Source organism: Mesorhizobium sp. WSM1343 (genome assembly GCF_055901535.1).
Genome location: NZ_CM148370.1, coordinates 5,406,502 through 5,420,749, shown reverse-complemented (window position 1 = coordinate 5,420,749; position 14,248 = coordinate 5,406,502). Strand labels below are relative to the sequence as shown.

Annotated in this window: 16 protein-coding genes; 6 read left to right on the top strand and 10 right to left on the bottom strand. The window is 63.6% G+C overall.

The features are described 5' to 3' along the window. Nucleotides 1-2: 2 nt before the first annotated feature. The 5 genes from AC0NIL_RS26555 to AC0NIL_RS26535 are packed head-to-tail and all read right to left on the bottom strand — an operon-like array spanning nucleotide 3 to nucleotide 4,732. The gene (locus AC0NIL_RS26555; protein WP_473572749.1) at nucleotides 3-1,307 is read right to left on the bottom strand and encodes an NAD(P)/FAD-dependent oxidoreductase; all 1,305 of its coding nucleotides are present in this window, start codon (nucleotides 1,305-1,307) and stop codon (nucleotides 3-5) included. Continuing rightward, nucleotides 1,304-2,287 (bottom strand): branched-chain amino acid ABC transporter permease, encoded by a 984-nt coding sequence (locus tag AC0NIL_RS26550; RefSeq protein ID WP_473572786.1) that lies wholly within the window; start codon nucleotides 2,285-2,287, stop codon nucleotides 1,304-1,306. The genes AC0NIL_RS26555 and AC0NIL_RS26550 overlap by 4 nt, the downstream gene beginning before the upstream one ends. Next, nucleotides 2,284-3,192 carry a branched-chain amino acid ABC transporter permease gene (locus AC0NIL_RS26545; RefSeq protein ID WP_473572748.1) on the bottom strand — a complete coding sequence of 303 codons (909 nt, stop codon included), beginning with the start codon at nucleotides 3,190-3,192 and terminating at the stop codon, nucleotides 2,284-2,286. Before AC0NIL_RS26545 ends, AC0NIL_RS26550 begins: the two co-directional genes overlap by 4 nt. Next, nucleotides 3,189-3,938 (bottom strand): ABC transporter ATP-binding protein, encoded by a 750-nt coding sequence (locus AC0NIL_RS26540; RefSeq protein WP_473572747.1) that lies wholly within the window; start codon nucleotides 3,936-3,938, stop codon nucleotides 3,189-3,191. The genes AC0NIL_RS26545 and AC0NIL_RS26540 overlap by 4 nt, the downstream gene beginning before the upstream one ends. Beyond that, nucleotides 3,935-4,732 (bottom strand): ABC transporter ATP-binding protein, encoded by a 798-nt coding sequence (locus tag AC0NIL_RS26535; RefSeq protein ID WP_473572746.1) that lies wholly within the window; start codon nucleotides 4,730-4,732, stop codon nucleotides 3,935-3,937. Before AC0NIL_RS26535 ends, AC0NIL_RS26540 begins: the two co-directional genes overlap by 4 nt. Nucleotides 4,733-4,858: 126 nt before the next feature. On the opposite strand from AC0NIL_RS26535, the gene AC0NIL_RS26530 reads away from it, so the two are divergent. Genes AC0NIL_RS26530 through AC0NIL_RS26505 form a run of 6 tightly spaced genes read left to right on the top strand, consistent with a single transcriptional unit; the run spans nucleotide 4,859 to nucleotide 9,212 of the window. Continuing rightward, entirely contained in the window at nucleotides 4,859-5,593 is a 735-nt protein-coding gene (locus tag AC0NIL_RS26530) for a GntR family transcriptional regulator (RefSeq protein WP_013532980.1), read from the top strand. After that, nucleotides 5,590-6,072 carry a DUF3830 family protein gene (locus AC0NIL_RS26525; RefSeq protein WP_275953830.1) on the top strand — a complete coding sequence of 161 codons (483 nt, stop codon included), beginning with the start codon at nucleotides 5,590-5,592 and terminating at the stop codon, nucleotides 6,070-6,072. Before AC0NIL_RS26530 ends, AC0NIL_RS26525 begins: the two co-directional genes overlap by 4 nt. Before the next feature lies 1 nt (nucleotide 6,073). Further along, nucleotides 6,074-6,427, top strand: coding sequence for a TIGR04076 family protein (locus tag AC0NIL_RS26520; protein WP_275953829.1), 354 nt, complete (start codon nucleotides 6,074-6,076; stop codon nucleotides 6,425-6,427). Next, complete coding sequence (locus AC0NIL_RS26515; RefSeq protein WP_275953828.1) at nucleotides 6,424-7,479, top strand: aldo/keto reductase; 1,056 nt, start codon at nucleotides 6,424-6,426, stop codon at nucleotides 7,477-7,479. The genes AC0NIL_RS26520 and AC0NIL_RS26515 overlap by 4 nt, the downstream gene beginning before the upstream one ends. Beyond that, nucleotides 7,476-7,904: a hypothetical protein gene (locus AC0NIL_RS26510; protein WP_275953827.1), complete on the top strand. Its 429-nt coding sequence runs from the start codon at nucleotides 7,476-7,478 to the stop codon at nucleotides 7,902-7,904. Before AC0NIL_RS26515 ends, AC0NIL_RS26510 begins: the two co-directional genes overlap by 4 nt. A 48-nt stretch (nucleotides 7,905-7,952) precedes the next feature. Continuing rightward, nucleotides 7,953-9,212: an ABC transporter substrate-binding protein gene (locus AC0NIL_RS26505; RefSeq protein ID WP_013532975.1), complete on the top strand. Its 1,260-nt coding sequence runs from the start codon at nucleotides 7,953-7,955 to the stop codon at nucleotides 9,210-9,212. A gap of 91 nt (nucleotides 9,213-9,303) precedes the next feature. On the opposite strand, the gene AC0NIL_RS26500 is transcribed toward AC0NIL_RS26505, so the two are convergent. The 5 genes from AC0NIL_RS26500 to araD1 form a co-directional block, all read right to left on the bottom strand. After that, nucleotides 9,304-10,104, bottom strand: coding sequence for an ABC transporter permease (locus tag AC0NIL_RS26500; RefSeq protein ID WP_275953826.1), 801 nt, complete (start codon nucleotides 10,102-10,104; stop codon nucleotides 9,304-9,306). Further along, entirely contained in the window at nucleotides 10,101-10,973 is an 873-nt protein-coding gene (locus tag AC0NIL_RS26495) for an ABC transporter permease (RefSeq protein WP_063167572.1), read from the bottom strand. The genes AC0NIL_RS26500 and AC0NIL_RS26495 overlap by 4 nt, the downstream gene beginning before the upstream one ends. Then, nucleotides 10,970-12,073 carry an ABC transporter ATP-binding protein gene (locus tag AC0NIL_RS26490; RefSeq protein WP_063167573.1) on the bottom strand — a complete coding sequence of 368 codons (1,104 nt, stop codon included), beginning with the start codon at nucleotides 12,071-12,073 and terminating at the stop codon, nucleotides 10,970-10,972. Before AC0NIL_RS26490 ends, AC0NIL_RS26495 begins: the two co-directional genes overlap by 4 nt. Nucleotides 12,074-12,148: 75 nt before the next feature. Further along, nucleotides 12,149-13,174 carry an ABC transporter substrate-binding protein gene (locus tag AC0NIL_RS26485; RefSeq protein WP_064995063.1) on the bottom strand — a complete coding sequence of 342 codons (1,026 nt, stop codon included), beginning with the start codon at nucleotides 13,172-13,174 and terminating at the stop codon, nucleotides 12,149-12,151. 51 nt (nucleotides 13,175-13,225) lie between these two features. Further along, complete coding sequence (gene araD1 / locus AC0NIL_RS26480) at nucleotides 13,226-14,224, bottom strand: AraD1 family protein (protein ID WP_275953825.1); 999 nt, start codon at nucleotides 14,222-14,224, stop codon at nucleotides 13,226-13,228. Between the last annotated feature and the right edge of the window lie 24 nt (nucleotides 14,225-14,248).

Genomic DNA, 14,248 nt, shown 5'->3' with positions numbered 1-14,248 from the left:
GCTTAGCTCGTCCCGTCCAGCCGGTCGCGCAGCATGCTCCAGCCGAGCAGCATGTTGGGCGCGTGCCGCAGCACGGCGTGGAACGGGATCGGCGCAGGCGCCGCGAAGGGCAGCGGCAGGTCGCGGGCATCGGTTCCAGCAGCCCAGTCCGCCAGCACCTTGCCCATCGCCGTGATCATCGCGATGCCGCGGCCGTTGCAGGCGCGGCCGGCGATCAGGTTGGGTCCAAGGTCGATCAGGTGCGGCAGGAAATCCGGTTCGACCGCTGCCATTCCCGACCAGCTGTAGGCAAGCGGCGGCAGATCGGGCAGATCGAGATGCCGGCCGAGTCTTCGCCAGATCGTCTGCGGTACGCGCGTATCCGCACCGGCGCCAAGGATATGCATGCCGCCGCTGATCAGCCGGTTTTCGGCGTCGAAGCGGAAGGTGAACAGATTGCGTCTGGTGTCACCGACACCTTGCCCGCCGGGAAGCAACCGGCTGCGTACTTCACGAGGCAATGGTGCTGTCGCGATCTGGAAGACTTTCAGCGGGAAATAGGTTCGCTGCAATGACGGATTGAGGGACCAGCCATAGGCGTTGGTGGCGATCAGCACCTTGCCGGCGCGTACCGATCCCGCTGGCGTTTTCAGTATCCAGCCATCAGCTGTCCGATCAACCGAGGTGACGCGCGTCTGCTCGAAGATCTTCGCACCGGCTTTCTCCGCCGCATCGGCGAGCCCGCGCGCATAGACGACCGGATTGAGCACGCCGCCGGAACGATCCATCCAGCCGCCGACATAGCCTGGCACGCCGGTCAGTCTCTCGATTTCCTGCCGATCCAATGTGACTGCCGGCCGGCCACGCTGCGCCCATTGCCCGGCACGTGATTTGACCTTCTCGAAGGCGGCAGGCGAATGCGCCGGCTGGATCCATCCGTTCTGCACGGCGTCGCAGTCGATGCCATGCTGCCGGATCAGGCGGAAAACCAGGTCGGCGCTGCCGGTGGCGAAATCGATCAGCCTTTCGCCGCGCGACGGTCCGAGATGGCCCAGTATGTCGACTGGATCCATTTTGGCGAAGTTCGGCACGACAAAGCCCGCATTCCTGCCGGTCGCACCCCAGGCGATGAACTCGGCTTCGAGAACGGCGACGGAAAGGCCTTTGCCCGCCGCATGCAGCGCGGTTGAAAGGCCGGAAAAGCCGCCGCCGACGATGGCGAGGTCGACATCGAGTCCGCTCTGCAGCGCCGGCCGCTCTCGACGGTTACGGCTGACGGCATGCCAGAGCGTAGCGCCGCGCGCTTCCTGCCGGATCGCGGCATTCATGACGGGGAGATGCTCTTGGCCGTCGCTACCTTCGCCCGCTTGCCAAACCACGGCCGCCGCGGCCTGTCGCCGAAAAGGCCGTTCGGCCGGATCAGCAGGATGACGCAGAGCATGACGCCGATCGCGGCGATCTGCAGCGCGGCGGCGCGCGCTTGCTGTTCCGGCGGGAACAGGATGCTTGTCAGCGTGCCAGATCCGGCCCATATCGCCCACACCAGGATGCTGCCGATGACGGCGCCGAGATTGCTGCCCGAGCCGCCGACGATCAGCATTACCCAGACCTGGAAGGTCAGAATCGGCAGGTAGTTGTCCGGCGCGATGAAGCCGGTGAAATGCGCCTGCAGCGCGCCGGCCAGCGCCATGATGGCGCCGCCGACGGCAAAGGCCTGGACGCGATAGAAACGCGCGCTCTTGCCAAGCGAAACCGCCGCCCGCTCATCCTCCCGCAACGCCTTCAGCACGCGGCCCCATGGGCTGCGCGACAGATGCTCCAAAGCGAGATAGGCGATCAGCGTCACGACCGAGACCACGGCAAGATTTGACAGGTTGAACAGCAGCGGCGTCTCGGCAAGACTGCCGAAGGGACGCGGAATGAAGCCGATGCCGAACGGGCCGCCGGTCAGTTTCTGCGCGTTGAGCGCGACCAGTTGCACGACGACGGCAACGCCGAAGGTGGTGATCGCCAGGTAGTCGGACCTGAGCCGCAGCGTCGCCATGCCGGTAAGGGCCGCGGCGATGCCGCCGACGACCATGGCGCCCGCCCAGCCGACGAGGATCGGCAGGCCGAAGCCGCCAAGCCGCGCGGCATCGTCCGGTGTTGTCAGCAGCGCGGATGTATAGGCGCCGATGGCGACGAAGCCGGCAAGGCCGACATTGAACAGCCCGGTCAGGCCCCATTGCAAATTGAGCCCCAGCGCGACCAGCGAGAAGATCAGCGCGGTGGTCAGGAAGAAGGCGCCATAGCCGAGCAGGTCCATCAGCGTTCCCTCACACCAAACAGGCCGATCGGCCGCACGAACAACACCGCCATCAGGATGATGAAGGAAACGGCGGCGCGCCACTCGGCGCCGATCAACTGCACGGCACCGGCTTCGGCGAGCCCGATGATCAGGCCGCCGAGCACGGCGCCGGGAATGCTGCCGATGCCGCCGAGAATGGCGGCGGCAAACATCGGCAGCAGCAAGTCGAAGCCCATGAACGGGCGGATCTGCACCAGAATGCCGATCATCACGCCGGCGACACAGGCCAGCGCCCCGCCGATGACCCAGGTGACGCGCACCACGCTGGCGACATCGATGCCGACGATTCGGGCCAGTGCCGCGTTCTGGCTCAAGGCCTGCATCGAGCGGCCCGTCTGCGTGCGCGTCATCAACAGATGCACGCCGAGCACCAGCACCGCGGTCAGCAGCAAAAGCGCGATCTGGTCGGGCGTGATGCGGATGCCGAAGCCGACCGGCATGGCGATCTGGATTGCCCGGCTGAAATAGGTCGGCCGCGAGGTGAAAGTGAATTCGAGCAGGCTTCTCAGCGCCATCGAGGCACCGAAGCTCGCCATCACCACGATGATCGCCTGGCCTTGCGAGCGAAGCCGCGAAAACAGCACTCTGTCGAGCAGCAGCGCCAGCAAAGCGGTGAACGCCATGCCGACGACCAGCGCGACAATCAGCGGCCAGCCGAAGGACAGCGGTGCGATCGGCGCCACCTTGCCGAATGTCGCGCCGATGGCGCTGACGACGGCCAGCGTCGCATAGGTTCCCCAGGCCATGAAGTCGCCATGGGCAAAGTTCGAGAAGCGCAGGATCGAATAGGTTAGCGTCACGCCGATGGCACCGAGGCCGATCATCGAACCCGTCAGCAATCCGTCGACGACAAATTGCAGGCTCATGCCGCACCTCCTGTGTCGGCCTTACGGGGGCGCTGGCCAAGATAGAGTTCGGCGACCACCGGGTCGTTCCATAGTTCGGAGGCGATGCCCTCGTGCCGGTCCTTGCCTTCGACCAGCACATAGGCGCGGTCGCCGATGGCGAGTGCCGCCTTGGCATTCTGCTCGACCAAAAGGATGGTGACGCCGGACTTGCGGATGTTTGCCAGCATCTCGAACACCATCGAGACGAATTTCGGCGACAGGCCGGCCGACGGCTCGTCGAGCACCAGCACCTTGGGGTGTACGATCAGCGCTCGCGCGACGGCCAGCATCTGCCGCTGCCCGCCCGACAAATTGCCGGCGGGGGTGCGGCGCTGGCGGACGAGATCGGGGAAAGCCGAATACATCTCCTCGATGCGGCCGGGGATTTCGCGCCGTTCGAGGATGCCACAAGCGACTTTGAGATTGTCCTCGACCGACATCAGCGGAAAGATGTTTTCGGTCTGCGGCACGAAGGCCAGCCCAAGCCGCACCATAGTGTGGGCAGGCGCGGCGGTGATGTCCTTGCCGTCCAGAAACACCGTGCCGCCGGTGATCGGGACGAGGCCGGCGATCGCTTTGATGAAGCTCGACTTGCCGGCGCCGTTGGGGCCGAGCACGACAACGATCTCGCCCTTGCCGACCGTGATCGAGGCGCCGCGCACGATCGGCACGCCGGGCTCGTAGCCGGCTTCGAGACTACGGACATCAAGAACCGCCTCGTTCATACGGTGCCTCCGAGATAGGCCTCGATGACGCGCGGGTCGCGGGCGACTTCTTCAGCCGTGCCTTCGCTGAGCAACTGGCCGCTCGCCATGACCAGGACGCGGTGGCAAAGCCGCGTCACCATGTCGATGTTGTGTTCGATCAAGAGGAAGGTGATGCCGCGCCTGTTGATGTCGCGGATGCGATCGATGATCACTTCCAGCAATGTCGCATTGACGCCGGCCGCCGGCTCGTCGAGGAGGATGATCGCCGGGTCGGCCATCATGACCCGGGCAAGTTCGAGCAACTTGCGCTGGCCGCCGGAAAGCACGCGCGCCGGCTCCCGCGCGAGGTGGGTGAGGGTGACGAGTTCCAGAAGTTCGAGCGCTTTGGTCCTGGCCGCTCTTTCCTGCGCCGCCACCCGCCATGGCGTGACGAAATTGGCGAGCAGCTTCTCGCCGGCCTGACCCTGTGCCGCCAGCATGATGTTTTCGATCAACGTCAGATTGGGCAGCGGGCGCGGGATCTGGAAGGTGCGGCCAAGGCCACGACCGATGCGCAGATGTGCGGCTTCGCCCGAGACAGGCGTGCCGTTGAGAAGGATCTCGCCGCTGGTCGGCAATATGCTGCCGGCAAGCAGGTCGAACATCGTCGTCTTGCCGGCGCCGTTGGGGCCGATCAGGCCGAGGATTTCTCCCTTTTTCACGTCGAACGAGACATCGTTGACTGCGATGAGGCCGCCGAACCGCCTGACGACATTCCTTGCCGTCAGAACCGGCGCGCAGGTTTCCCCTTGCCGTTTGGTTGCCTCGCTCATCAAACCCTCTGGCCGAAGACGATCGTCGCCGTCTCCTGATTATGATTTGTGATCACACTTGCTTTGATCACGCTATTCGGCTTTAATTTCCTCCGCAAGCCGAAAACCGGCCAAGAACGGAATTCCATGCAAAAGGCTGCCATCGAAAAGAACAACGAGGCAATCGCTGCCCAGCTTGCGCCGGTCGGTCGCGAAACGGTGCAGGACCGCGTCTATTCCGAATTGCGTCGCGCCCTGATCGGCGGTCTGTTCGAGCCGAGCCAGGTGCTGACCATCCGTGGCCTGGCCGATGCGCTGGTCACTTCGACCATGCCGGTGCGCGAGGCGCTCGGCCGGCTGATTACGGAAAAGGCGCTGGAGGCGCTGCCCAACCGTTCGGTGCGCGTGCCGCCGATCACGCTGGAACGCCTCGACGATCTCCTGCGGGCTCGCATCCTGATCGAGGGCGAGGCGATCGCGCTGGCCGCCGCCCGCATGGGTCCGCGCCAGATCGCCACCATCGAAACCATCCTCGCCGAATGGGACGAGATGCGGGCTTTGAAACACAAGAAGGACGTCGACCGCGAAGTGACGCTCAACCAGAGCTTTCATTTCGAGATTTACCGCTCCTGCGGTTCGGCCGTGCTGATCCCGATGATCGAGAGCCTGTGGCTGCAATCGGGTCCCTGCATTCGTGTCGCCATCTACGCCTTCTCGGAAGCCGGCGAGGTCGACACCGCCCAATATCACCGCCGCATCGTCACGGCGCTGTCCACGCAGGATGCGCAGGCGGCGCGCGAGTCGCTGGTCGCCGACATCAGCCGACCCTTCACCTTCCTGCGCAGCAAGTTGCAGGCCGCCGCCGCGAAAGACCAGACATGACCGCCATCAGGATCACCGAGCCGCGCTCGCAGCTTTCCGTAACGGCATTGCTGCTGCCCGAGAAGGCGCCGGAAAACGCTGCCTTCCTCTTGGCCTACCTCGGCACGCCACGCGTTGTTCCGGGCATCCATGCGATGTGGACGGGGCCTGAGATTTCCTGTCCGGTTCCATCAACCGACCTCGAGGGCCAGGCCTATGCAAAACCGTTGCCGGCCGAGAACGCGACGCTGAACCCGCAGCCGGGCGACATCGTACTGTCCTACGTGCCGTCACGCATGTGGGGCGGCAATCCCAATGCGATCTTCGACATTGGCCTCTACTACGGGCAGGGCGCGCGGCTCTTGTTCCCGATAGGCTGGCTGGCCGGCAGTGTGGTGGCGCAGGTGCGCGTCGAAGAGCGTGACCGGTTCGCCGCCGCGTGCGGTGTCATCCGCCGCAACGGCGCCTGCGATGTCACCTTCAGCCTGATGGAGGCCTGACATGGCCGACGACGGTTTCGAGCTGTTCGACCTTCGCGTCGAGGCGATCATCCCCAAGGACAAACCTATCTATTGCGGCGCCAAGGAAGGCGACTATTTCGAGCTCAAGGGCGAGATGCTGTCGATGCCGGCAGGGCAGGGTTTTTCGATCTATTCGATCGCCGCCGTGTTGCCGCTGCTGGCAGCCAAGCAGCGCCCGACCCACCCGAACGACTGGATGACCTCGGACGCCGAGATCGCTTGTCCCGATCCCAATTGCGGCAGCCGGCTGCGGATCGTCAGGGCGGCCAGGCGGCGGTTCAGCCACGCCGAGACGACGGCGGTGCCGCTGCCGAAAGAGGATGACCTGAGATGACCGCAAACACCTTCGAACTCGGCCCCGGCTACACCATCTCGCGCGTCATTCGCGGCGGCTGGCAGCTGGCTGGCGGCCACGGCGCCATTGACCGCAGCCAGGCGGTGGCCGATCTGATCGCCACTTTCGATGCCGGCATCTGGACCTATGATTGCGCCGACATCTATACCGGCGTCGAGGAGCTGATCGGTGCCGCGCGCCTGCGGCTGGCCAGCGAGCGCGGCCTCGACGTCGCGGCCAGGATGAAGGTGCACACCAAGCTGGTGCCCGACCTCGAACGGCTGGCCAGTATCAGCCGCGACTACATCAGGGGCATCGTCGACCAGTCATTGCGGCGGCTGAAGACCGAGCGGCTCGATCTCGTGCAGTTCCATTGGTGGGACTATGAACAGCCGCGCTATGTCGATGCCATGGGCTGGCTCAACGAGCTTCGGTTGGAGGGCAAGGTGCGCAATCTCGGCACCACCAATTTCGACACGCCAAGGCTCGCCGAGATACTCGCTGCCGGCATCCCACTGGTCAGCCAGCAACTGCAATATTCCGTGCTCGACCAGCGCCCGGGCAACAGCCTGGCCGCGCTCGCAAAACAGAACGGCGTCAGCTTCCTCTGCTATGGCTCAGTCGCCGGCGGCTTCCTCAGCAACAAATGGCTCGGTGCGGCCGAGCCCGCCACGCCGCTCGAAAACCGCTCGCTGGTCAAGTACAAGCTGATCATCGACGATTTTGGCGGCTGGGAGCTGTTCCAGCACCTGCTGCAGGCGTTGAAGGCCGTTGGCGACCGCCACGGCGTTGACGTCGCCACCATCGCCAGCGCCTGGGTGCTGGAGCAGCCGCAAGTGGCGGCGGTCATCGTCGGCGCCCGCAACCAGGCCCACGCCATTGCCAATGCGAAAATCATGGACGTTGCGCTCGACACCGAGGACCGGGAGCGGATTGCGGCCGTCATCGCGCAAGGCACCGGCCTCGAAGGTGACGTCTACACGCTGGAACGCGACCGCCGCGGCCGCCACGGTTCGATCATGCATTACAACCTCAATGCGGGGAAGAAATGAGCGGCGAACCCTCCCTGTTTTCACGCGCCAGCGCCGAAATCATCGACCTGCACCGCTTCTTCGTCGACTGGTTCGTCGCCGCGCGAGCCAACACGGTGGACTTCGGCCGCTTCGAACGCGCCATGGGCAAGGACCTCAGCATGGTGGCGCCGGACGGGCAGATCCTCGATCGCGAAGCGGTCGTCGACCATGTCCGCGCAAGCCGTGCTTCCTGCGACGATGGTTTCGCCATTTCGATCGAGGACATCCGGCCCGGCTGGCAGGACGCGGATACCATCGTCGTCCTCTATGTCGAAGCGCAGCTGCGCGCAGGCAAGCACAGCAGCCGTCAATCGAGCGCCGTCTTCACGACCAGTTCATCGGCGCCCAACGGCGTCGAATGGCGACATCTGCATGAAACCTGGCTGCAGGTGCCGGAACGCTGAACAAGCTCCAGAGTTCAAATACAGTCGAGTAACGAAAGGGGAACAACAATGACAAAGACGATACTCCAACTCACCACAGCGCTCGCTCTCGTCACGATGGCGGGTGCTGCGCAAGCCGCCGATTGCAAGATCACCGTCGGCCTCGTCATGGAGCTGACCGGCCCGGCCGGCGAATACGGCCAGGCCGGCGCCAAGTCGGTCGAGATGGCCTTCCGCGACATCAACGGAGCCGGCGGGGTGCGCGGCTGCGATCTCGTCACCGACACGCGCGACAGCCAGAGCCAGGGCAACATCGCGGTCGACGCCGCCACTCAGCTTGTGCAGGTCAAGAAAGTGCCGGTCATCATCGGCGGCATCATCTCGTCGGTGTCGATCCCGATCCTGACCTCGGTGACCGCGCCAGCCAAGATCGTCCAGGTCTCGCCAGCATCGTCCTCGCCGACGCTGACCGCGCTCGGCCGCGACGGCAAGACCAACGGCATCTTCTTCCGCACCATCACCTCGGATGCGCTGCAGGGTGTCGCCGCCGCCAAATATGCCATCGACAAGGGTTTCAAGAAGCTGTCGATCATCCACGTCAACAACGATTTCGGCGTCAACATGGTGGCCGAATTCTCGCGTGCCTACAAAGCGCTCGGCGGCACCATCGTCTCCGACACGCCTTACAATGAAAAGCAGTCGAGCTATGCCTCCGAAGTCACCGCGGCAATGGCCGGTGAACCGGACGGTCTCTACCTCGTCAGCACACCGGTCGACGGCGCCACGGTCGCCCGCACCTGGATCTCGCAGGGCGGCGTGCAGAAATTCCTGCTCAATGACGGCATGAACAGCCCGGACTTCATCGAATCCGTCGGCGCCGATTATCTGAAGGAAGCCTACGGCACGTCGTCCGGCACCAGCCCGACGGCCTCGACGGAGTATTTCACCAAGAACTATAAGGAATTCTCCGGCATCGAACCGACCAATCCGGCAGCCGACCGTTCCTATGACGCCGGCGCGATTGTTGGCCTCGCCATCGCCATTGCCGGCTCTGAGGACCCGGCCAAGATCAAGGACGCGATGTACAAGGCGGTCGATCCGGCCGGCACGCCGATCTTTGCTGGCAAGGAAGAGTTCGCCAAGGCGCTCGGCCTGATCAAGGACGGCAAGCCGATCCGCTACGAAGGCGTCATCGGCCCGGTCGCCTTCGATAAATATGGCGACATCACAGGCCCGTTCCGGCTGTGGAAGATCGTCGACGGCAAGGTAGCGACGGACGGTGAAATGACCACCGACGATGTCAACGCCTTGCAGGCCAAGCTTCAGTAAGCATCATTCCGTTTGGTCCGGCATCGATTATGTCAGCATCGATGCCGGGCCAAGAATATGGCTGCCTCATTGCGGCGCTCTTGCCCGGCACTCACGTCCGTTCCGTCGCAACTTGCCTGGGGATGAGAAAGCGGGCGGCGAGCACGCAGAGCAGCACGGTGAACATCAGGATCAGCGCCACCAGCGCATTGATATCGGGTGAGAAGCCAAGCCGCATCATCGCCCACAGCCTGACCGGCAGCGTGCTTTGCGTGCCAGTGACCAGGATGGTGATCATGGTCTCGTCGAATGACAGGGCGAAGGCCAGGATGGCGCCGCCGACCATGGCGCTCGACAGGTTCGGCAGGATGATGCGCCAGAAGGTCTGCCAGCCCGTGGCACCGAGATCGTAGGACGCTTCAACCAGCGTGCGGCTCATCGACTGCAGCCGCATCAGTACCGTGCGGTAGACTATCGCCAACACGAAAACCGTATGGCCGATAACGACCGTCAGCAGCGAGCGTTCGAGGCCGATCTCGCGGAAGAAGATCAGCAGCGCCAGGCCGCTGATGATCGGCGGCATCAGGAACGGCAGGAAGATGATGAACTGCAGCAGCGAGCGTCCGGAACGGCGCCCATGATAATAGAGCGCCAGCAGCGTTCCGCTGACCACCGACAGGATGACGGTGCAGACGCCGACGATCAGCGTCGTGCGCAGAGCGACCAATATGTCGTGGTTTTCAGCCAGCGCCACATAGGTCGACAGGGTCGGCGACGACCAGTCGACGGAGCCATGCGAAATGGTGAAGAACGACGACACGATCGGCACGAACAGTGGGCTGTAGAGCAGCACCGCAACCAGTGTCGTGATCGCGGCCAGAAAGATCGTGGACAGTCGGGGCAGGGCGCTCATACCGAAGTCCCCGGGTTGCGGCCAAAGCGTTCGCCGACGAGGATTGCGGCGATCACCACGACGGCCAGCGCCACCGACAGCGCCGCGCCGAACGGCCAGTTATAGGCCGTGCCGAACTGGCTGTAGAGGATGCGGCCGAAGGTGAAGCCGCTGATGCCGCCGACCATTTGCGGCGTCAGGAAATCGCCGATCGCCAGCACGAAGACGAAGCTCGCCGCCGAAGCGACGCCGGGCAGGCTGAGCGGCAAGGTGATGCGCAGGAAGGTCTGCAAGCCGCTCGCGCCGAGATCGTCGGATGCGCGCAGCAGCACCTGCGGAATCCGCTCCAGCGACAGGAAGATCGGCAGGATGGCGAAGGGGATCAGGAGCAGGGTCAGCGTCAAAAGGATGGCGTTCATGTTGAACACAAAAAGCGTCGACGGTTCCTGCAGGATACCAAGCGCCACCAGCGCCTTGTTGAGGAAGCCGTTGAGGCCCAGGATGCTGCGGATCGCATAGATCTTGATGACGTAGCTCATCAACAGTGGCACCAGCAGCAGCATCAGCAAGGCGTAGCGCCAGCGGCCTTTCAGCGTCGTCAGGAAATAGGCGGCGGGATAGGCAAGCAGGATGCAGATGATGGCCACCGACACGCACAGCACGATGGTGTTCCAGAACACCGGCAGAAAGACCGGATCGGTGAAGAACCTGACATAGTTGCCCAGCGACAAGCCGTAGACGATCGTGCCCTGGTCGACGCTGAAGAAACTGTAGCCGAGGAAGATCGCCAGCGGCACCAGGACGAAGACCACCGGCAAGGCAAACGCCAGCACCGTCACCAGCAGTGACAGCCGTCTTTCCGCAGGCAGTGTCGATCCGGCTTCGCTCATGCCAGCACCAGATGGCCTTCATGCGGCGCAAACGAAAGCGATACAGCCTCGCCGGATTTGAGCGCGCTGCCGTCGACGCGGCTCGGCACGCGCAGCCGCAAGCGCTGCGCGGCATTGTCGGCGCCGGCCATGATGGTGGCGACGGTCGACGAGCCGGCAAAGGCCAGATCGGAGATCGTGCCGGAAAAACGGTTGTCGGTGTCCTTTGCATCCGCAAGGTGCAAGGCTTCTGGACGGAACGCGGCGTAAGCGCTGGCGCCTTCCGCTGCGGCTTTCAAATGCGGCTGGTCGCTGATCGAACAGATGAGGCGCCCGAGCGCCGTCTCGATCGATCGCAGCTCGCCCTGGACCGGTCCGAGTTTCCCGGCCACCAGATTGTTCTCGCCGAAGAAACGCGCGACGAATTCGCAATTCGGTCTGTAGTAAAGGTCGTGCGGCGTGCCGAGCTGGCGGATATGGCCGGCCTCCATGACGCAGATCCGGTCGGCCATGCCGATGGCTTCTTCCTGGTCATGGGTGACGAACAGGAAGGTGGTCCTGATTTCGCGCTGGATGGACTTTAGGAACACCTGCATCTGCCGGCGCAGTTCGAGGTCGAGTGCGGCGAGCGGCTCATCGAGCAGGATCAGGCGCGGCTGGCAGATCAGCGCACGGGCGAGTGCGACGCGCTGGCGCTGGCCGCCGGAGAGCTGCGCCGGAAAGCGGTCGGCGAAACGCCCGAGCTGGACCAGTTCCAGCGCCTCCGCGACTCGGCGCGCGATTTCCTTGCGCTGGACATGGCGAACCGAAAGCCCGTAGCCGACATTGCCGGAAACGGTCAGGTGCGGGAACAGCGCATAGTCCTGAAACACGGTGTTGAACGGCCGCCGGTTGATCGGCATGCGGCTGATGTCTTGCCCATCCAGGCGGATCTCGCCCGACGTCAGCGGTTCCAGCCCGCCGATCAGCCGCAGCACCGTGGTCTTGCCGGAGCCGGAGGGTCCAAGAACGGTGAGGAACTCACCGTCCTTGATCGACAGGTCGATGTCGTGCAGCACGGGGACCGTGCCGTAGGATTTCGAGACGGACCGCAGCGTCAAGAGGTCGGTGTTCTGGTTCATGAAATACTCTCGCATACGCTTCGGCGGTCCGGAACTCCGGACCGCCGGGTCCTTCGAAGGCATGGTGCGGAAAGATCAGGGCGTTGCCTTGACCTCGTTCCACATGTCCGAACGCTTGAGTGGGTCCTCGACATTGTTGAGCCAGACCAGCTTGTCGTTGCCGCCGGCGCTGCCGGTTTCCGTCACCGTGTTGCCGAAGCCGGTACGCTCGGAAAGCTCGCCGCCGACCTTCTTGCTCAGCATGAAGTCGATCCATTTCTCGGCTGCCGCATTATCACGGACACCCTTGGAAATGACCCAGTTGTCGAGCCAGGCAAGCGCGCCCTCGCTCGGATTGACGTAGGCGACATGGGCGCCGATCTTCTGCAGCGCCTTGACCTGCTGCTGGCCGTAATTGGCCCAGATCAGGGCCACATCATTGTTCTGGTAGATCTGCTGCGCCTCGTCGGCGGTGGTGTAGAAGCTGAGCACGTTGCGCTTGAGTTCGACCAGCTTGGCCTTGACTGCAGCCATCTGCTCTTCGTTGAGGTTGAACGGATCCTTGTAGCCGAGCGTCAGTGCGGTGAACGAGAAATTGTGCTCGCCATTATCATACGCCAGCACCTTGCCCTTGTAGGCCGGGTCCCACAGAACCGACATCGAGGTCGGCGCCGGCTTGACCTTGTCGGTGTCGTAGATCAGGCCGATGGAGTCGAAGCAGAACGGAATGCCGTAGACCTTGCCGTCCTTGGTCACGCCGCTGACCGCCGTCAGGTCGCGGAAGCGCGGCAGCACGTCTTTCTGGTTGGCGAGCTTGGTGACGTCGATCGGCGACACCAGGTCAGCCTTGATGTAGCGCTGCAACTGGGCGGTGTTGACAGCAAAGACGTCGAAGTCCTGGCCCTCGCTGCCCTTGATCTTGGCCCAGATCTCGTCGTCGCTGCCGATGAAGACGACATCGACGCCGATGCCGGTCGCGGCGGTGAAGTCCTTGACCCAGTCGGCATCGGCGTAGCCGTCCCAAGCCAGTACCCGAAGGTTCGCGGCGAGCGCCGCCGATGTCATCAGGCCGATGCTGAGCCCGATTGTCGCTAGTCTTAGAAACGCTTTCCTCAGTCCCATTTTAATCTCCCATTATCGTTCTGGTGGACCGTAATTTTCGGGCCTGCGCCGTCACAGCTGGGTAACAGCGACCAGTCCCTCGTCCGGCACCGACACCATCCGGTTGCGCAGTGGCTTGCCGAACGTCTGTGCCTGGATTTCATACTCGTCGCCGGAAGCCGTCTTGACGCCGGAGGCGTAGCTCATCACCGCCGCGCCGAAGAAATAGGCGTGCAGGTCGCCCGCCCTGCGGTGCATCGGGTAGCGGAAATGGAAGTGTTCGAGATTGGCGATCGAGTGCGACATGTGCGCTTCACCCGACAGGAATTCCTGCTCCCAGATAACAGTGCCGTCGCGCAGGATGCGCGAATGGCCGCGCACTTCTTCGGGCAGGTCACCGATCAGCAGTTCCGGACCGATCGAGCAGGAGCGCAGCTTGGAATGGGCGAGATAAAGGTAGTTCTCGCCCTCCGTCACGTGGTCGGAATATTCGTTTCCGAGCGCATAGCCGATGCGATAGGGATGGCCATCGGGTCCATTGACATAAAGCCCGACGATCTCGGCTTCCTCGGCACCGGCTTTCGCGAATGCCGGCATCGGCAGCGGCGCGCCGGGCGGGACAATGCAGGTGCCGACGCCCTTGAAGAACCACTCTGGCTGAATCCCGATCTTGCCGGCGCCAGGCTTGCCGCCCTCCAGTCCCATGCGGAAGATTTTCAAGGAATCGGATTCGTCGGCACCTTCGCCATGGGTCAGAACATGCATCTGGTTGCGCGCGGCGGCACTTCCGGTGTGGGTGAGGCCGGTGCCGGTGACCAGGAAGCGCGCCGGTTCGGGATGGTCGACCGGAGCGAGCACCTGCCCATCGCGCAACAGTTGGTCGTAGTCGATTTTCGCTGTGCCGGTCCGCTTCTCGACCAGCGCTGCGATCGACGTGCCCTGGGCAATTGCCGCTTCGGCCAGCTCCAGCACGCTGCTGGTCTTCTCGAGAGGGTGCAGATGATTGCCGTCATCGCAGACACGGCCAACCCCTCTGCTGCCGTCGGCCATTCTGAACTGAACAAGACGCATGAACTAACCTTCTTCCTTTGAAGC